Source organism: Paracoccus sp. M683 (assembly GCF_007096355.1).
In the GTDB taxonomy this organism is placed as follows: domain Bacteria; phylum Pseudomonadota; class Alphaproteobacteria; order Rhodobacterales; family Rhodobacteraceae; genus Paracoccus.
In genome coordinates, this window is record NZ_VKDF01000005.1 from 239,392 (window position 1) to 256,237 (window position 16,846).

A 16,846-nucleotide genomic window follows, 5' to 3' on the forward strand; every position below is an offset into this window, starting at 1 on the left:
CCCCGCTTGTTGACAGCGGAACCGAAACTGACCAATCTTGAGTGCAATCGACATGGTGCAGGTATGAGTGAAAAGACGCTGACACGGATGGATCTGGCCGAGGCGGTTTTCCGCGAGGTCGGCCTGTCGCGCCATGAATCGGCGCAACTGGTGGAAACCGTTCTGTTGCATATCTCTGACGCATTGGTGGCCGGCCATCAGGTCAAGATCTCGTCCTTTGGCACGTTCAGCGTGCGCGAAAAGAACGAGCGAATCGGCCGCAACCCCAAAACCGGGGAAGAGGTGCCAATCACGCCGCGCCGGGTTCTGTCATTCCGGCCATCGCATCTGATGAAAGATCGCGTCTCGGCCGGCAACAAGCGGTAGGGCCGGCTAAGGCATGGCAAAGGGGGCAGAGGCATTCCGGTCCATCGGCGAAGTCGCCAAGATGATCGGAGTCGCGCCCCATGTGCTGCGCTATTGGGAAACCCAGTTCAGCCTGCTGAAGCCGATGAAGCGCGGCGATGGCCGCCGCTATTACCGGCCCGACGATGTGCGTCTGGCCGCCGGCATCTGCGAGATCCTGCGCGATGAGGGGCTGACCATTCGCGGCGCCAAGAAGATGCTGTCCAAGGATCGGGGCGAATCGGTCCGTGCCCGTGGTGCGATCAAGTTGGGCGAAGCGGTGGAAACCGTTGCCGCCGATTCTGGGGCTGTCGATGGGGATGGCCGGGCCAGCATCGAAAGCGTCACCGAGACTGCGGCCATGACGCCCAAACCTGTCGCCCCGCCGCCGGACGCTGCCAGCCTGTCCGAGCTGGATCAGCCCGATCGCGCACCGCGGTCGCGCAACCGCAAGCGCCCAGTCCCGACCCGCGTGCCCGACCCGCTGCCGCTGTTTCCCGAGGATCGGCCGGATACCGGGCTTGCTGCCGACCCGGCCGCCTCTGCTGCCCGGCAGCCTGTCGCGGTCGACCCGGTTCAGGCAGCCTGGCTGGGGCGGCTGATCGGCGTTACTGCGGCGTTGCAGGCATCGCAGGGCGGGGCCGACCTGTCCGATCCTGCGCGCGACGTGGCCCGGCAGCTGCTTGACGCCATCGCAGATCACTATTGATCCGCATTCATGTCGCCTGACTGTCAATTTTCCGCAAACCGGCCCTTGTGCTGCCCGCAAGCTTCGCTCTATATGGCCGGCGTCGGGCCGTGGCGCAGCCTGGTTAGCGCGTCCGTCTGGGGGGCGGAAGGCCGAGAGTTCGAATCTCTCCGGCCCGACCATTCCGATAACGCCCATCCCTTTGCGGGGGTGGGCGTTCGCATTTGCGGAGACCAGCATGAATGGTGTTTTGCCTGACAGCGAATTGCGGCGGTTGATCGAAACCGGCGCGATCTCGGCCAAACCGGCGATCATTCCCGAACAGATCCAGCCCGCCAGTCTTGACTTGCGGCTTGGCAGCACGGCCTATCGGTTGCGCGCCAGTTTTCTGGCCGGCAAGGGGCGCCGGGTCGAGGATCGGCTGCCTGATTTCCAGATGCATCAGATGGATCTGACAAATGGCGCGGTGCTGGAACGCGGCTGCGTCTATCTGGTGCCGCTGATCGAACGGCTGCGCCTGCCCGCCGGGCTGACCGCCGTGGCCAATGCGAAATCCTCGACCGGGCGGTTGGATCTGCTGACCCGGCTGGTCACCGATGACGGGACCGAATTTGACCGGCTGCCTGATGGTTATGACGGCCCGCTTTATGCCGAGATCTGCCCGCGATCATTCAGCGTGCTGGTGCGCCCCGGCATGCGGCTGAACCAGTTGCGTCTGCGGCAGGGGCAGGCGGTGCTGTCTGATGCGCAGCTAAGCGAATTAAACGCCGATCAGCCGCTGGTTACGGGCGGGCCGGCGCTGATTGATCAGGGCCTGGGTTTCTCGGTCGATCTGCGCCCCGAGGCGGGCGATCTGGTCGGTTATCGCGCCAAACCGCATAGTGGCGTTGTCGATCTGGATCGGATCGGTGCCTATGACGCGCGCGAGTTCTGGGACGAGCTGCGCACCGATGAGGGCCGGCTGATTCTGGACCCCGGCGCCTTCTATATCCTTGTCAGCCGCGAGGCCGTGGCCATCCCGCCCGAATACGCCGCCGAAATGGCGCCCTATCTGGCTATGGTGGGCGAGTTTCGGGTGCATTACGCCGGCTTCTTTGACCCCGGTTTCGGTGTGGGTCAGGCGGGGGCTGGCGCGCGCGGCGTGCTGGAGGTGCGCTGCCATGAGGCGCCCTTCGTGCTGGAACATGGGCAGGTGGTCGGTCGGCTGGTCTATGAACGCATGGCGGCGCTGCCGGACCGGCTGTATGGTGCGGGGATCGCCTCGAATTATCAGGGGCAGGGGCTGAAGCTGGCCAAGCAGTTCCGCTAGGGCCGCCAGATGGCGGGATCGGCCAGTTCGATCGAATTGCCGGCGGGATCGCGCAGATAGATGGATCGCGCGCCGTTGGGCCAGCGGAAATCGGCCTCGATTGCGATGCCGGCGGTTTGCAGATGCGTGCGCCAGTCGTCCAGCATGTCTGGTGCGACCGCCAGACAATAATGGCCCGGCCCCCGCGCGCCATGCGGCGGCACGGGCAGGCGCGCGTCAGCGGCTGGCGGGTGTTCGGTCGCCTCTGCGCGAAAGACCAGCAGAACCTGCGGGCGCGGGCTGTCCGAAACGCGAAAAAACGCATGTCTGCCGGGGCTTAATTGAAAGCAGGTCAGACCCATGATGCCCCGCCAAAAGCCGATTGCCGCGTCCAGATCGTCGACATAGAGCGCGGATTCCAAGGTGCCAAGCACGGGCGGGGCAGTGGATCGGTCAGGCATGGGTTCAGATTGCCATGGCGGCTGGCGTGCCGCAATCGGATTGCGCAGGATACCGTGCAGGGGGGCAGTCCGGGGTGCGGGCGTCATGCCGTTGTCACAGCGGCAGGCTATTCCTTGGGTGCCAATACATACTGGGGCTTGTCAGATTTCAGACGCGATATATAGTTGTGTTATCGGATATCTGCTTTGCCCCGATCATGGCCTGAAGGGGCGGATGGGAACGTGGCAATGCTTGATAATCACCGCGATTTCAGAACCCAGTTCGTGCGAGAGCCCTCGGGTCTGCGCAATCACCCCGCGCTGGTGCTGAACGCCGATTATCGCCCGCTATCCTATTACCCGCTGTCGCTGTGGCCCTGGCAAGAGGCGATAAAGGCGGTGTTTCTGGATCGGGTCAGCATATTGGCCGAGTATGACGAGCTGGTCCGAAGTCAGCGTCAGGCGTTCCGCATACCCTCGGTTGTCGTTCTGAAAGACTATGTAAGACCCAGAAAGCGCGTGGCCTTCACGCGCTTTAATCTTTTTCTGCGGGACGAATTTTCCTGCCAGTATTGCGGGTCCAAGGGTGATCTGACCTTTGACCATGTGGTGCCGCGATCGCGCGGCGGGATCACCAGTTGGGAAAACGTGGTCGCCGCCTGTTCGCCCTGCAATCTGAAAAAGGCCAACAAGTCGCTGCGCCATTCTGGCATGAGCCTGCGCCGCACACCGCGCTGCCCGACAAGCGAGGAAATGCACGCCGTCGGCCGGCGCTTTCCGCCGAACCACCTGCATCAAAGCTGGATGGATTTCCTGTATTGGGATGCTGAACTGGAAAGCTGAGCCGGGCGTATCGGTCGCGCGCCTAGACCAGCCATTTATGCATGCGAAAGCGTTGCAACCTCTGGCCGTCGCGTTCGATATGTTCGGCCCTGTCGGTGACAAAGCCAAAGGCCTTGAACGGCCCTTCGGCCATCAGGCTGGCATTGGTCCAAAGCTGGTCGATGCCGGCATCACGCGCGGCATCCTCGATCTGATCCAGCAATTGCCGGAACAACCCCTGGCTGCGATATGCGGGCAGCAGGAAGGCAAGGTCGATATTGCCGTCATCGCCAAGGGTCATGAAGCCGACGGGCAGGCCGTCCACCTCGGCAAGGGCGACGCGCTGACGGGCCAGTCGACCGGCCCAGACCCGGCCCGAATTGGGTGCGGGCAGCCAGGCCAGGCGCTCGGCCGCGCTATAGGGGCTGTCGCCCTGATGGATCGCGTCGAACATGACACGTCCCAGCGCGTCGCTGTCGGCAGGCTCGGCCCAGCGGATCATGCGATGTCGCGCCCCCCTGCGGGGGCCAGCGGGGCCGTGCCGCGACCAGCGCCCGCCTGCGCCAGAATCGCCGGCAGATCGCCATAGCCCGTCTTGCGCCGCTGATAACGCAGGCCCAGCCGCGCCGCCGCCTGTTCGGCGCTGGCATTCAACGCCGGGTCGTCGGTCTGGGCCAGATAGATCAGCTGTTCGTAATGGGCGAAATAGATGTCACGCAATTCGGGATGGCGATCCAGGCCCATGGCACGCCAGACGAAGGCATCGAACTGCCGGACCAGAAAATCCGTCAGATAGAAGGCGGTAAATTCCACATCGGCACGGGCGGCATGGGCCTCGATCCCGTCGAAAAAGGCATAGCAATGCGGGCCTGGGATCATCTCGATTCCCAGATCGGCGCAGCGCGTGGCAAGCAACCCGCCGGTGCCGCAATCGGCATAGACCACGACGATGCGGTCATACCCGGCACCATGTTTGACGACAGCGGCCTCGACGGCGTCGGGGATCTTTTCGGGGCGCAGGTGCAACTCGGCTGGCAGGCAATGCAGATCCATGTGGGCCCAGCCATTCGCGTCGCGAATGGCGATCAACTCGCGCGCCAAGGCACCGCATGCCAGCAACAGCGTGCGTGGCGGGGCGGCAGGGGTGGCAGCGACAGGTGGGGTGGGATCAGCCTTCATTGTCTCGCATCGACAGGTGCAGCACCGCCGCCCCCGTCAGCGCGATCAGGGCCAAGGCGGCCAAAGGAACGCCCGCCGACAACGTCGCCCAGATCGTCAATGCGGCCGCCAGAATGACGGCGGCGATCATCAGCAGGAAATGCGGCAGCGGCATGATGTCCTCTTTCATCTTGCCCCCCCAATATGGGGCCGCGATCCTGGGATGAAAAGGGCCAGTTTGCCGCAGTTTTAGGAAAGCGGCCTGCTGAACGCCGCCCGGCGGGATTTTGCCATTATGTCTGCGTCCCCATGACCCAGCAGCGCGCTGTGCAGGGCATGTTCGGCGCTGTATCGGCGAAAAATCGCCGTCACTGCGAAAAACACTGGATCAGATCGCCAAAAGGTTGCGTTCTGTTAGATGCGCCTTTGTGGGGGAGGCCATATGACGAATCGACGCGAGCTGCTGCGTCTGTTGGCTGGTTCGGCACCTGCGGCTGCCGGCATCGGCCTTTGGCCGTCGACACTGCTGGCCCAGGCCAGGCAGGCGGGGCTGATTGCGGCAAATGTTTGCCGCCTGGCACCCGAAACAACCGAGGGGCCGTTTTATCTGGATCCGCATCTGATGCGCAGCGACATCCGCGAGGATCGCGGCGGGGTGCCGATGACCATGCGGATACAGATCGTGACCGCCGATTGCCGTGCGATCAAGAGGGCAAGGGTCGATCTGTGGCATTGCGATGCGCAGGGCAACTATAGCGGCTTTGCCAATCAGGGCAGCGATGCGCGGCTTGGCACGCGGGGTCAGACCTTTCTGCGCGGCACGCAGATCAGTGGCGATGACGGACAGGTCGCCTTTCGGACGATCTTTCCCGGCTGGTATCGGGGCCGCACCACCCACATGCATCTGAAGGTCATTCTGGGCCGGGACGAGGTTCTGACCGGACAGATCTTCTTTCCCGACTCGCTTAGCCAATATGTGTTCGAGAATGCGGCGGCCTATGACCGCTCGGCCGTGCAGGACACGACCAATGCCGACGACTGGATCGCGGTCGAGGCGGGCGAGGGGGCCTATGCCGGCGTGACCGAGCGCAGCGACGGCTATGATGCGGCGCTGGTCGTGGCGGTGGATCACGGCGGGCTGCGTGGTGCCACAGCCCCAAGCCGCCGGGGGACAGTGCATTCCGGTGCTGCGTCGGCGTTGGCCGCCAGTCCCGAACCGCGCGAATTGGCGGCGCTGCGGGCATGACCGGCTGAAAGCTGCAATCGCGGGGGGCTTGGCCTCGGTTTACCTTTGGTTTGGGTGGCCGCTGTTAGCGCTGCCGGACTGTAAAGGTATCAGAAGGAAAGCTGACAATGACGAACCGCCGCGATTTGTTGAAGGTTCTGGCCGCTGCTGCGCCCGCAACCCTGGGAATCGGTCTGTGGCCGGGCATGCTGAGGGCGCAGGCGGCGGCTGCCGGTCTGATCTCGCCCAATGTGTGCAGCCTTATGCCCGAAGTGACCGAGGGCCCCTATTACATCGACCCCGAACTTGTCCGCGCCGATATCCGCGAGGATCGCGTGGGGGTGGCGATGACCATGCGGTTGCAGATCGTCGATGCCGGCTGCGCCCCGATCGAGGGCGCGCGCGTCGATATCTGGCATTGTGACGCGCAGGGGAATTACAGCGGTTTCGCCGGTCAGGGCAGCGACGCGGTCAGCGATACGGCGGGTCAGACCTTCCTGCGCGGCACCCAGATGGCAGATGCTCAGGGGTTGGTGGCGTTCCAGACCATCTATCCCGGCTGGTATAGCGGGCGCACCACGCATCTGCATTTCAAGGTCTTTCTGGATCAGACCAACCTGCTGACGGGCCAGATTTTCCTGCCCGATGCGCTTAGCCAATACATCTATGACAACGCGCCCGATTACGGTGGCCGCAGCTCGACCCGCGACACGTTCAACCAGGGCGATGGCATTGCCGCGCAGGCCGGGGCGGGTGCCTATGCCCATATCGCCGAGCAGCCCGACGGCTATGATGCGGCGCTGGTCGTGGGCGTTGCGCGTGACGCGGTGTCACAGGCCGGGCAGCGCCCCGGCGGCGGGCCTCCTCCGGGGGGTGGGCCGGGCAATGATGGCGGGCGGCCGCCATCGCCACAGGGGCCGGCGGATGGCACGGTCGATCCGGCCAGTCTGATTCCGGGGCAGGGTGCCTGAAGAAAAAAGGCCCGGCCGCCGGGTGATCCTGGCGGTCGGGCCGTTCGTAAATGCGGGTCTGTCGGGCGATCAGTATCCGGTCGGCTGCGCCGCGCCACCGCGCGACAAGCCCATCGCGCCGATATTTCCGACATTCAACGCCGAGGGGATGATGCGGCTGTATTTCGTGCCCTCGATGGTGGCGCCGGCCATCAGCCCGCTTTGTCCAAAGATCAGCGCCACGACCGGATGCTGCGCCGTCACCGTATCGGCCCCGACCGCCAGCCCGCCCGTCGGGATCGCGTAATAGGCATCCGCGCCCGCGACCCAGCCCGGCGAGGTGCGGAAAGCCGCCAGCGCCTGCGGGCTTTGGAACACAAGGACATGGGCATATTGCTGCGCGCCGGCCTGAAAACCGACGCTGGCCTGAGTTGCCGAATAGTAATCGACCGTCGCGCCCTGAATGCGCAGCGCACCCTGCCCGTAAGCGCCGCCCACGCCAAGCGCGGCCTCGGTCATCAGCGGCATATACAGGATGCCCGCCGCACTTTGGGCCATGGCGGCGGTCGAGGGATAGTTCTGGACCATATAGTTATGGGTCGCGTCGACCCGCGCATCCAGCCGTCCGGCGGCGTTCTGGCCGATCGCGTTGTTGCAGCCGGCCAAGGCCATCGTCGCCCCTGCGCCAAGCAGCAGGCCGCGACGGGTCATCATGTTGAAATCGCTCATTGTCGCCTCGATCTGTGGTTCGCCGGGCGCTTTCGGCCCGTTGATCACGACCATATGACAAATCGCGGCTTCAGGCCAGCATTTCAGCCATTTGCGGCGCGAAATAGCTGAGAACCCCGTCACAACCCGCCCGACGGAAGGCCAGCAGGCTTTCGGCCATTGCATCGCGCGAAAGCCAGCCATTGCGGATGGCGCCCTCGATCATCGCGTATTCGCCGCTGACCTGATAGGCAAAGGTCGGCACGCCGAACTGGTCCTTCACCTCGCGGCAGATATCCAGATAGGGCATTCCCGGCTTGACCATGACCATATCCGCGCCCTCGGCCAGATCGCGGGCCACGCAGCGGATCGCCTCTTCCCGGTTCGCGGGATTGACCTGATAGGTCTTCTTGTCGCCCACCAGCCGCCCCGAGGCCCCCACCGCATCGCGGAACGGCCCGTAGAAGGCGCTGGCGAATTTCGCCGCATAGGACAGGATCGCCACATGTTGATGGCCTGCCGCCTCCATCGCAGTTCGCAGCGCCCCGATACGGCCGTCCATCATGTCGCTTGGACCAAGGATGTCGGCACCGGCCTCGGCCTGGGCCAGCCCCATTTTTACCAGTGCCTCGACCGTCTCGTCGTTCAGGATCTGGCCGTCGACCACAAAGCCGTCATGGCCGTTGATGTTGTAAGGATCCAGCGCAATATCGGTCATCACCGCCAGATCGGGCACGGTTTCCTTGATGGCGCGGATGGCCCGGTTGCTGATGTTTTCGGGGTCCCAGGCACGGGCGCAGCTTTCGTCCTTCAGATCGGGGTCGGAATGGGGAAAGACGCAGATCGCCGGGATGCCAAGGCTCGCCGCCCGTTCCGCCGCACGTCGCGCCCCGTCCAGCGTCAGCCTGTCGACGCCGGGCATCGAGGGGATCTCGCCCTCGGCGCCAGCCACCTCGGTCACGAAAATCGGCCAGATCAGGTTGGCGGCCGTGAAATCGACCTCGCTCACCATCGCGCGCAGGGCAGGGGTGCGGCGCATCCGGCGCAGCCGGGTGGCGGGGAAGGGGGCGATGATCGGCATTGCCATATGCGGGGCCTTTCCTTGGGGTTACGCACGTTCTAAGGTCCCGCGCAGCCCAGAACAAGGATGCATGGCTTGCCGCAATTCAATGGATTTCTTGACCTGATGGATGCCCGCAGCTTTGGCAGCGTCTGGTTCTGGTTTGTCCTGATCCTGATCTGGGCCGGCAGCGGGCGGGCGGTGCTGGGCGTGCCCTCGGATGTGATCAACCGCGCCCGCCGCGCGCCACAGGACGAGCCGGGGCTGGCGCTGCTGGACTGGCTGACCTTGGCCCTGCCGCGCTGGCAGTTGGGCCGGCGCGAGGGGGTGGCGCTGCTGGCGCTGGCCGGGTTCGCGGTCAGCTCGCTGGCGGTCCTGGGCTTTTGCTACGGGCTGGAACTGGCGCAGGCGGCGTCCCTTCTGGCGATGCCGCTGCTGCTGCTGTTCCTGCTGCGGCTGCGTCTGGCGCGGCGGCTGGTGCCGGTGCTGGCGCAGGCGCATGACGGCCAGTTGCCCCCCGATCAGGCGGCGCGGCAATCGCTGCGGCTGATCGTCTTTCACCGCCGCCTGGCCTTTGTGCTGTCGATCCTCGCCGTGGCGATCACCGCGCTTTGGGGCACGATCTGGCAGCTGATGCACCCAAACGGGCTGTGACCCCCGCTGCCAGCTTGACTCTGCCAGCCCTTCGCTTACCTCACGCCAATGCCTGACCAGATCATCCTTTCCGGCGCCCCCGAGGGCCATGACGCCGCCCTGATCGCCCGCGAACTGTCGCGCGGTGCGCCAGTGGTTCACATCGCCCGCGACGACCGCCGCATGGCCGCCATGCGCGATGCGCTGGCCTTCCACGCCCCCGGCGCCGTCGTGCTGGATTTTCCGGCCTGGGACACCACGCCCTATGACCGCGTCTCGCCCGCAGGCGCGGTGCAGGCCGCACGCATGGCCACCTTGGCCGCGCTTGCGCAAGGCGCGATCAAGGGGCCGTTCGTCCTGCTGACCACGCTGAACGCCGCCCTGCAACGCATCCCTGCGCGCGATCTGCTGGCCCATGCCAGTTTCCAGGCCCGCGTCGGTGATCGGGTAAATCTGGATGCGCTGCGCGCCTTTCTGGTCCGTATGGGCTTCGTTCAGGCCCCGACCGTGACCGAGCCCGGCGATTACGCCATCCGGGGCGGTATCATCGACATCTTCCCGCCCGGCGAATCCGGCCCCGTGCGGCTGGACCTGTTCGGCGATGTGCTGGACGGCGCCCGGCGCTTTGACCCCGTGACCCAACGCACGACCGAGACGCTGAAGCGCGTCGAACTGGCCCCCATGTCCGAGGTCATTCTGGACGATGACGCCATCACCCGCTTTCGCCAGAATTACCGCGCGACCTATGGCGGCGGCACCAATGACCCGCTGTATGAATCCGTCAGCGCGGGCCGCAAACAGGCGGGCGTCGAACATTGGCTGCCATGGTTCCATGAACGGCTTGAGAGCCTGTTCGACTATCTGCCCGGCGCCACGATCATGCTGGACGACCAGATTTCGCAGGTCGAGGATGCCCGTCGCGGCATGATCGCCGAGCAATATCAGGCCCGCCGCGACGCGCTGGCCGCCAAGGGGCGCAGCGATACCGTCTATCGCCCGGTGCCGCCCGACCAGATGTTTCCGACGCCCGAGCAATGGCAGGCGTGGCTGGCGGCGCGTCGCAGGATCCAGCTGCGCGTGCTGCCCGCCCCGCCCGGCCCCGGCGTCCTGGACGGCGGCGGTCGCATCGGCCGCAATTTCGCGCCCGAGCGTCAATCCGAGGACACGAACCTTTTCGCTGCGCTGGCCGCCCATATCCGCGACCTGTCGAAAACCAGCCGCGTCGTTCTCGCCAGCTTCTCCGAGGGCGCGCGTGAACGCCTGTCGGGGCTGATGGCCGATGAGGGCGTGACCAGTGCAAAACCCATCGCCGATCTGCGCGATCTGCCCGACCAGCCCGGCGCGCTTGGGCTGGCCGTCTGGCCGCTGGAGCAGGGCTATTCCGCCCCCGGCCTCGCGGTGATTTCCGAACAGGACGTGCTGGGCGACAGGCTGATCCGGGGCACCAAGCGCCGCCGCCGCCCCGAGGATTTCCTGCGCGACACCACCAGCCTGACGCCGGGCGATCTGGTTGTGCATGTGGAACATGGCATTGGCCGCTATACCGGGCTTGAGACGATCAAGGCCGCCGGCGTGCCGCATGATTGTGTGGCGCTGGAATATGCGGGCGGGGACCGGCTGTACCTGCCGGTCGAGAATATCGAACTGCTCAGCCGTTACGGCCACGAGGAAGGCCTGCTCGACAAGCTGGGCGGCGGTGCATGGCAGGCCCGCAAGGCCCGGCTGAAGGAACGCATCAAGCTGATCGCCGACAAGCTGATGCGCGTCGCCGCCGAACGCCTGCTGCGTCCCGCCCCGATCCTTGAACCCGATCACCACGATTGGGAGGCCTTCGCCGCCCGCTTCCCCTATAGCGAGACCGACGACCAGCAATCGGCCATCGAGGATGTGGCGAATGACCTTGCCGCGGGCCGCCCGATGGATCGGCTTGTCGTCGGCGATGTCGGTTTCGGCAAGACCGAGGTCGCCATGCGCGCGGCCTTCATCGCCGCGTCGCAGGGGATGCAGGTCGCCGTCATCGCGCCCACCACTTTGCTGGCCCGCCAGCATTTCCGCACCTTCGCCGACCGCTTTCGCGGCACCGCCATCACCGTCCGCCCGCTGTCGCGCTTCGTCGCCGCCAAGGATGCCGCCAAGACGCGCGAGGGGCTGGCCGATGGAACCGTCGATATCGTCGTCGGCACCCATGCGGTGCTGGCCAAGGCGGTGCGGTTCAAGCGTCTCGGGCTGGTGATCGTCGATGAGGAGCAGCATTTCGGCGTCATCCACAAGGAACGCCTGAAGGAACTTCGCAGCGAGGTCCACGTCCTGACCCTGACCGCCACGCCGATCCCGCGCACGCTGCAATTGTCGCTGACCGGGGTGCGTGACCTGTCGATCATCTCGACCCCGCCGGTCGACCGTCTGGCGATCCGCACCTATGTCTCGGAATTCGACAGCGTGACGATCCGCGAGGCCCTTCTGCGCGAGAAATATCGCGGCGGGCAAAGCTTCTTCGTTGTCCCCCGCATCGCCGACCTGCCCGAGGTCGAGGACTGGCTGAAGGAAAACGTGCCGGAAATCACCTATCTGGTCGCCCATGGCCAAATGGCCGCGACCGATCTGGACCAGCGGATGAACGATTTCTACGATGGCGGCCATGACGTGCTGGTTGCCACCTCGATCGTGGAAAGCGGCCTCGATATCCCGACGGCGAATACGATGGTGGTCTGGCGCGCCGATATGTTCGGGCTGGCGCAACTCTATCAGATCAGGGGCCGTGTGGGCCGCTCGAAGACCCGCGCCTATTGCTATCTGACGACGAAACCCCGCGCGCCGCTGACCCCGCAGGCCACGCGGCGGCTGAAGTTCCTCGGCGCCATCGACAGCCTTGGCGCGGGCTTCAATCTGGCCTCGCAGGACCTTGACCTGCGCGGCGCCGGGAACCTGCTGGGCGAGGAACAATCAGGCCATATCAACGAGGTAGGGTTTGAACTTTACCAAGCCATGCTTGAGGAAACCATCGCCAAGCTGAAATCGGGTGAGATCGAGGGCACGCCCGAGGATGAATGGGCGCCCACGCTGAACCTTGGCGTGCCGGTGACGATCCCCGAAAGCTATATCCCCGATCTGGATGTGCGGTTGGGCCTCTATCGCCGTCTGGCGGAACTGACCACCAAGGTTGAGCTCGAAGGCTTCGCAGCCGAGTTGATCGACCGGTTCGGCCCGCTGCCGCGCGAGGTCTCGACCCTGATGAACGTGATCCGCATCAAGGCGCGGGCGAAGGTGGCCAATGTCTCGCGGCTGGACGTGGGGCCGAAGGGCGCGACGATCCAGTTCCACGGCGACAAGTTCCCCAATCCGGGCGGGCTGGTCGAATTCCTGACCGACCAGCGCGGGCAGGCCAAGGTCGAGGGCAACAAGATCGTCATCCGCCGCGATTGGGGCAGCGACGCGGAACGCATCAAGGGCGCTTACGGTCTGGTCCGCGATCTGGCCGCCAAGGCCAAGGCCGCGAAGTGAGCGGCGGGGTCCGCTTTGACACCGGACCCTTGGGGCAGGGGACGCTGTTTGCGGACCCGCTGGACCTGATCCGCGCAGATCACGCCGATCAGGTCGACGCGGCCTTCGCCGCCATCGAGGCCGCACGGCAGGCCGGTCACTGGCTGGCGGGCTATTTCGCCTATGAACTGGGCTATGCGCTGACCCCGCGTCTGGCGTCGCTGATGCCCCCGGATCGCGATCTGCCGCTGATCCTGATGGGCGTCTTCGACGCGCCGCAACCGGCACCGCCCTTGCCCTCGGGCCGCGCTGTGCGGTTGTCACCGCCCGAACCGCTCTGGCCCAAGGCCCGCCATCACGCCGCCGTTCAGGCCGTCCATGACTATATCGAGGCGGGCGATACCTATCAGGTCAACCTGACCTTCCCGATGGCGCTGACTGCCAAGGGCAGCCCGCAGGCCATCTATGCCGCCTTGGAAGCACGTCAGCCGGTGGGCGAGGGCGCGCTGTGCCTTCTGGACGGTCCGCCGATCCTGTCGCGCAGCCCGGAACTGTTCTTTGCCGTGGGCGCCGATGGCTGGATCGAGACCCGCCCGATGAAGGGCACCGCCCCGCGCGGCGCCACGCCCGCCGAGGATGCGCAGAATGCCGCCGCGCTGCTGGCCTCGGAAAAGGACCGGGCCGAGAACCTGATGATCGTCGACCTTCTGCGCAACGATATCAGCCGCGTCTGCACACCCGGTTCCGTCCATGTCCCGCAGCTTTTCCATATCGAGCCCTATGCGACCGTGCATCAGATGGTCTCCACCGTCCGGGGCCGTCTGGCCGAGGCCGCGACCCTGACCGACATCATCGCCGCGCTGTTTCCCTGCGGCTCGATCACCGGCGCGCCCAAGATCCGCGCGATGGAGATCATCGCCGAACTGGAAGATACCCCGCGCGGCATCTATTGCGGCGCGATTGGCTGGGCCGATCCCGCCGGGCCGATGCGCTTCAACGTGGCGATCCGCACGCCGGTCATGACCGCGCCGGGGCGCTTGCGCCTGAACGTCGGCGGCGGCATCGTCTATGACAGCCAGCCCGATGCGGAATGGAGAGAGGCGCTGTGGAAATCGACCTTCGCGACGCTGCCCCGCCGGGCCTGACCGTCTTTGAAACCATGCGGCAAGAGGCTGACGGCCGCATCGCCCTGTGGCCGCTGCATGTGGCGCGGCTGAGGCGTGGGTGCCTGGCAGTTGGCTTTCCGCTGGATGAGGCGGCGGCAGAGGCCGCGATCCCGCAGGCCTCGGGTCAGGTGATGCGCAACCGGCTGGCCGTCGATGCCACGGGGCAGGTGGCGGTGACCCGCCAACCGCTGCCGCCGAACGCGCCGGAATGGCGGGTGGTGATCTCGGCCCTGCGGCTGGACAGCGCCGATCCGTGGTTGCGGATCAAGTCCTCGATGCGCGCCACCTATGACGCCGCCCGCGCCGCGCTGCCCGATGGCGTGGACGAGGCCCTGCTGCTGAACGAACGCGGCGAGGTCTGCGAGGGCACGATTACGAACCTGTTCCTGCGCCGCGATGGCACCCTGCTGACGCCACCCCTGACCTGTGGGCTGCTGCCCGGCGTGCTGCGGCAATCCCTTCTGGATCAAGGAATTGCGCGGGCATCCTTATTGCATCCCGAGGATCTGGCGACGGGCGATCTGCTGATCGGCAATGCGCTGCGCGGGCTGATCCCGGCGCGGCTGATCGGATAGGCCCAAATGAAAAAGGCCGTCCCGAGGGACGGCCTTTCCATATTCCTGACGGAAGAACCGGATCAGTTCTTCGCGTAATATTCGACGACCAGGTTCGGTTCCATCACGACGGCATAGGGAACATCGCCCAGGGCCGGGGTGCGCACGAAAGTGGCGGTCATCTTGTTGTGGTCGACCTCGACGTAATCGGGCACGTCACGCTCGGCCAGGCCGACGGCTTCCAGCACGATGGCCAGCTGCTTGGAACGGTCGCGAACGGCGATCACGTCGCCTTCCTTGACGCGGTAGGAGGCGATGTTCACGCGCTGGCCGTTCACGGTCACATGGCCGTGGTTCACGAACTGGCGGGCGGCAAAGATGGTCGGGACGAACTTGGCGCGATAGACGACGGCGTCCAGGCGGCGCTCCAGCAGGCCGACCAGGTTTTCGCCGGTGTCACCCTTGACGCGCTCGGCCTCGGCATAGATGCGGCGGAACTGCTTTTCGGTCAGGTCGCCGTAATAGCCCTTCAGCTTCTGCTTGGCGCGCAGCTGGGTGCCGAAATCCGACAGCTTGTTCTTGCGGCGCTGGCCGTGCTGGCCGGGGCCGTATTCGCGGCGGTTCACCGGGGATTTGGCGCGGCCCCAGATGTTTTCGCCCATGCGGCGGTCGATCTTGTACTTGGCAGACGTGCGTTTGGTCACGGCTGATCTCCTTCTTTGCGTTATCGAAGGGCGTTGTCCTCTGGCTTGCGCCTGACAGGCATCCCCTTGCAGGGGCCACCAACACCAATGAAGGCTGCGCTTATAGAGGGGATTCGCCCGGTGTCAACCCGCCGTCCGGGCCGTTCCACCGCGAAGCGCCGGCAGCGCGGCCAGCGCCTCGGCCCAGGTACCCGCCAGCGACGGATCGGGCGAAAATTCGGCGGCGATGGGGGGCTGGGTCAGCACCTCTTCGCCGGCACCCGTCGCGGCCATCAGTGCCAGACGCGCGGCACCAAAGGCCCCGCCGGTTTCCGCGCCGGCAGGCCGCAGAACCGGCACGCCGGTCGCCTGCGCCAGCATCGACAGCCACAGATCGGACCGCGCACCGCCGCCCATGGCGATCAGCGCATCCGCGCCACCGCCGGCCGCCTTCAGCGCGGCCAGGTTTTCGGCCAAAGCCAGCGATACGCCCTCCAGCACGGCGCGGGTCAGGTCGTCGCGGCCATGGGACGAGGCCAGCCCGATGAATTGCCCCCGGATGGCCGGGTCATTCAGCGGCGTCCGCTCGCCCGAGAGATAGGGCAGAAAGCGCACCGCCCCCGGCGCGGCGACGGGGCCAAGCCCGGCCAGCAGATCGCCCGGTTTCGCCCCCACGATCCGCGACCACCAGTCAAGGCTGGAGGCTGCTGACAGCATCACGCCCATCTGATGCCAGCGGCCCGGCAAGGCGTGACAAAAGGCGTGAACGGCGGTCTCTGGCGCGGGACAGAACCGGTCCGTTGCCGCAAAGATCACGCCCGATGTGCCAAGCGACACAAACCCCATGCCCGGCGCGGCAATCCCGGCGGCGATGGCGGTGGCGGCATTGTCGCCCGCCCCGCCCGCGACGGGAATGCCCGCGGGCAGGCCCAGTTCCGCCGCCAGATCGGCGCGCAACCGGCCAGAGACGGCGCTGCCCTCGACCAGCGCGGGCATTTGCGCGCGGCTCATGCCGGTGGCCGTCAGCAAGTCGTCGGACCAGTCACGGGTGGCAGGGTCGAACCAGGCGGTGCCGGATGCGTCCGACATATCCTCGACATGGCCGCCCGTCAGCCACAGCCGCAGATAGGCCTTGGGCAGCAGGACGCGGGCGGTTTGGGCGAAAAGATCGGGTTCGTGCTTTGCCATCCAGACCAGTTTCGGCGCGGTGAAGCCGGCAAAGACGATATTGCCGGTGATGGCGCGGAAACGCGGGTCGGCGTCCAGCACGGCCGCCTCGGCATGGGCGCGGCCATCGTTCCACAGGATCGCTGGCCGCAGCACATGATCATCCGCATCGAGGCAGACGGCGCCGTGCATCTGGCCCGACAGGCCGATCCCGGCGACGCGGTCCAGCCGACGGCCCAATCCGGCAATGGCGGTGCGGCAGGCGGCAAGCCAATCCGCCGGGGTCTGTTCGGACCAGCCGGGATGGGGGTTACTGACCGACAACGGGGCATGCCCGGTTGCAAGAACAGTCTGATCATCACCGATCAGAACCGCCTTTACGCCGGATGTGCCAAGATCAAGACCAAGAAACATTCCCTGTTTATCAGCCTTTGTCCGGG

Annotated in this window: 18 protein-coding genes and 1 tRNA gene; 11 read left to right on the top strand and 8 right to left on the bottom strand. The window is 65.8% G+C overall.

Annotation, left to right across the window (positions count from 1 at the left end; genetic code table 11):
- Positions 1–63: 63 nt before the first annotated feature.
- The 4 genes from ihfA (at position 64) to FNJ84_RS11525 (ending at position 2,381) form a co-directional block, all read left to right on the top strand.
- A complete protein-coding gene (gene ihfA, locus FNJ84_RS11510; protein ID WP_143793269.1) occupies positions 64–366 on the top strand; it encodes an integration host factor subunit alpha in 303 nt (100 codons plus the stop codon).
- 13 nt (positions 367–379) lie between these two features.
- Positions 380–1,093, top strand: a complete 714-nt coding sequence (locus tag FNJ84_RS11515; RefSeq protein WP_143793270.1) for a MerR family transcriptional regulator — start codon at positions 380–382, stop codon at positions 1,091–1,093.
- An 83-nt stretch (positions 1,094–1,176) separates the two neighbouring features.
- Positions 1,177–1,254 (top strand) — tRNA-Pro (locus FNJ84_RS11520).
- A gap of 56 nt (positions 1,255–1,310) precedes the next feature.
- The gene (locus FNJ84_RS11525; RefSeq protein ID WP_143793271.1) at positions 1,311–2,381 is read left to right on the top strand and encodes a 2'-deoxycytidine 5'-triphosphate deaminase; all 1,071 of its coding nucleotides are present in this window, start codon (positions 1,311–1,313) and stop codon (positions 2,379–2,381) included.
- Here FNJ84_RS11525 and FNJ84_RS11530 read toward each other — a convergent pair.
- Positions 2,378–2,821: a VOC family protein gene (locus FNJ84_RS11530; protein ID WP_143793272.1), complete on the bottom strand. Its 444-nt coding sequence runs from the start codon at positions 2,819–2,821 to the stop codon at positions 2,378–2,380. The two genes, FNJ84_RS11525 and FNJ84_RS11530, sit on opposite strands and share 4 nt — an antisense overlap.
- A 228-nt stretch (positions 2,822–3,049) precedes the next feature.
- Here FNJ84_RS11530 and FNJ84_RS11535 point away from each other — a divergent pair, with 228 nt between their 5' ends.
- Entirely contained in the window at positions 3,050–3,643 is a 594-nt protein-coding gene (locus FNJ84_RS11535) for an HNH endonuclease (RefSeq protein WP_143793273.1), read from the top strand.
- A 22-nt stretch (positions 3,644–3,665) separates the two neighbouring features.
- Here FNJ84_RS11535 and FNJ84_RS11540 read toward each other — a convergent pair whose 3' ends face one another.
- Genes FNJ84_RS11540 through FNJ84_RS11550 form a run of 3 tightly spaced genes read right to left on the bottom strand, consistent with a single transcriptional unit; the run spans position 3,666 to position 4,970 of the window.
- The gene (locus FNJ84_RS11540; RefSeq protein ID WP_143793274.1) at positions 3,666–4,124 is read right to left on the bottom strand and encodes a GNAT family N-acetyltransferase; all 459 of its coding nucleotides are present in this window, start codon (positions 4,122–4,124) and stop codon (positions 3,666–3,668) included.
- A complete protein-coding gene (locus FNJ84_RS11545) occupies positions 4,121–4,801 on the bottom strand; it encodes a DUF1638 domain-containing protein (protein ID WP_143793275.1) in 681 nt (226 codons plus the stop codon). Before FNJ84_RS11545 ends, FNJ84_RS11540 begins: the two co-directional genes overlap by 4 nt.
- Positions 4,791–4,970, bottom strand: coding sequence for a hypothetical protein (locus FNJ84_RS11550; protein WP_101458859.1), 180 nt, complete (start codon positions 4,968–4,970; stop codon positions 4,791–4,793). The genes FNJ84_RS11545 and FNJ84_RS11550 overlap by 11 nt, the downstream gene beginning before the upstream one ends.
- A gap of 252 nt (positions 4,971–5,222) precedes the next feature.
- On the opposite strand from FNJ84_RS11550, the gene FNJ84_RS11555 reads away from it, so the two are divergent.
- Both FNJ84_RS11555 and FNJ84_RS11560 read left to right on the top strand, forming a co-directional pair.
- Entirely contained in the window at positions 5,223–6,026 is an 804-nt protein-coding gene (locus FNJ84_RS11555; protein WP_143793276.1) for an intradiol ring-cleavage dioxygenase, read from the top strand.
- 107 nt (positions 6,027–6,133) lie between these two features.
- On the top strand, positions 6,134–6,976 hold the full coding sequence (locus FNJ84_RS11560; RefSeq protein ID WP_143793277.1) for an intradiol ring-cleavage dioxygenase: 843 nt from the start codon (positions 6,134–6,136) through the stop codon (positions 6,974–6,976).
- 69 nt (positions 6,977–7,045) lie between these two features.
- Here the strand turns inward: FNJ84_RS11560 and FNJ84_RS11565 are convergent, their stop codons facing one another.
- Together FNJ84_RS11565 and hemB are read right to left on the bottom strand one after the other, a co-directional pair.
- Entirely contained in the window at positions 7,046–7,666 is a 621-nt protein-coding gene (locus FNJ84_RS11565; protein WP_370454600.1) for a YSC84-related protein, read from the bottom strand.
- Between the two features lie 88 nt (positions 7,667–7,754).
- Complete coding sequence (gene hemB / locus FNJ84_RS11570; RefSeq protein ID WP_143793278.1) at positions 7,755–8,750, bottom strand: porphobilinogen synthase; 996 nt, start codon at positions 8,748–8,750, stop codon at positions 7,755–7,757.
- 69 nt (positions 8,751–8,819) lie between these two features.
- Between hemB and FNJ84_RS21985 the strand changes: the two genes are divergently transcribed.
- From FNJ84_RS21985 to FNJ84_RS11590, 4 genes are read left to right on the top strand one after another with little or no spacing between them, the layout of a single operon-like run.
- Entirely contained in the window at positions 8,820–9,377 is a 558-nt protein-coding gene (locus tag FNJ84_RS21985) for a hypothetical protein (protein ID WP_255471176.1), read from the top strand.
- A gap of 48 nt (positions 9,378–9,425) precedes the next feature.
- Entirely contained in the window at positions 9,426–12,857 is a 3,432-nt protein-coding gene (mfd, locus tag FNJ84_RS11580; protein ID WP_143793279.1) for a transcription-repair coupling factor, read from the top strand.
- Positions 12,854–13,981 (top strand): aminodeoxychorismate synthase component I, encoded by a 1,128-nt coding sequence (locus FNJ84_RS11585; RefSeq protein ID WP_143793280.1) that lies wholly within the window; start codon positions 12,854–12,856, stop codon positions 13,979–13,981. Before mfd ends, FNJ84_RS11585 begins: the two co-directional genes overlap by 4 nt.
- Positions 13,942–14,577: an aminotransferase class IV family protein gene (locus FNJ84_RS11590; protein WP_143793281.1), complete on the top strand. Its 636-nt coding sequence runs from the start codon at positions 13,942–13,944 to the stop codon at positions 14,575–14,577. Before FNJ84_RS11585 ends, FNJ84_RS11590 begins: the two co-directional genes overlap by 40 nt.
- Before the next feature lie 62 nt (positions 14,578–14,639).
- Here the strand turns inward: FNJ84_RS11590 and rpsD are convergent, their stop codons facing one another.
- Positions 14,640–15,260: a 30S ribosomal protein S4 gene (gene rpsD / locus FNJ84_RS11595; protein ID WP_143793282.1), complete on the bottom strand. Its 621-nt coding sequence runs from the start codon at positions 15,258–15,260 to the stop codon at positions 14,640–14,642.
- A 123-nt stretch (positions 15,261–15,383) separates the two neighbouring features.
- Positions 15,384–16,820, bottom strand: a complete 1,437-nt coding sequence (xylB, locus tag FNJ84_RS11600; RefSeq protein WP_143793283.1) for a xylulokinase — start codon at positions 16,818–16,820, stop codon at positions 15,384–15,386.
- Between the last annotated feature and the right edge of the window lie 26 nt (positions 16,821–16,846).

Coding starts and splice junctions, on each gene's coding strand:
- ihfA (WP_143793269.1), top strand. CDS start 64: ATGAGTGAAAAGACGCTGACACGGATGGATCTGGCCGAGGCGGTTTTC.
- FNJ84_RS11515 (WP_143793270.1), top strand. CDS start 380: ATGGCAAAGGGGGCAGAGGCATTCCGGTCCATCGGCGAAGTCGCCAAG.
- FNJ84_RS11525 (WP_143793271.1), top strand. CDS start 1,311: ATGAATGGTGTTTTGCCTGACAGCGAATTGCGGCGGTTGATCGAAACC.
- FNJ84_RS11530 (WP_143793272.1), bottom strand. CDS start 2,821: ATGCCTGACCGATCCACTGCCCCGCCCGTGCTTGGCACCTTGGAATCC.
- FNJ84_RS11535 (WP_143793273.1), top strand. CDS start 3,050: ATGCTTGATAATCACCGCGATTTCAGAACCCAGTTCGTGCGAGAGCCC.
- FNJ84_RS11540 (WP_143793274.1), bottom strand. CDS start 4,124: ATGATCCGCTGGGCCGAGCCTGCCGACAGCGACGCGCTGGGACGTGTC.
- FNJ84_RS11545 (WP_143793275.1), bottom strand. CDS start 4,801: ATGAAGGCTGATCCCACCCCACCTGTCGCTGCCACCCCTGCCGCCCCG.
- FNJ84_RS11550 (WP_101458859.1), bottom strand. CDS start 4,970: ATGAAAGAGGACATCATGCCGCTGCCGCATTTCCTGCTGATGATCGCC.
- FNJ84_RS11555 (WP_143793276.1), top strand. CDS start 5,223: ATGACGAATCGACGCGAGCTGCTGCGTCTGTTGGCTGGTTCGGCACCT.
- FNJ84_RS11560 (WP_143793277.1), top strand. CDS start 6,134: ATGACGAACCGCCGCGATTTGTTGAAGGTTCTGGCCGCTGCTGCGCCC.
- FNJ84_RS11565 (WP_370454600.1), bottom strand. CDS start 7,666: ATGACCCGTCGCGGCCTGCTGCTTGGCGCAGGGGCGACGATGGCCTTG.
- hemB (WP_143793278.1), bottom strand. CDS start 8,750: ATGGCAATGCCGATCATCGCCCCCTTCCCCGCCACCCGGCTGCGCCGG.
- mfd (WP_143793279.1), top strand. CDS start 9,426: ATGCCTGACCAGATCATCCTTTCCGGCGCCCCCGAGGGCCATGACGCC.
- xylB (WP_143793283.1), bottom strand. CDS start 16,820: ATGTTTCTTGGTCTTGATCTTGGCACATCCGGCGTAAAGGCGGTTCTG.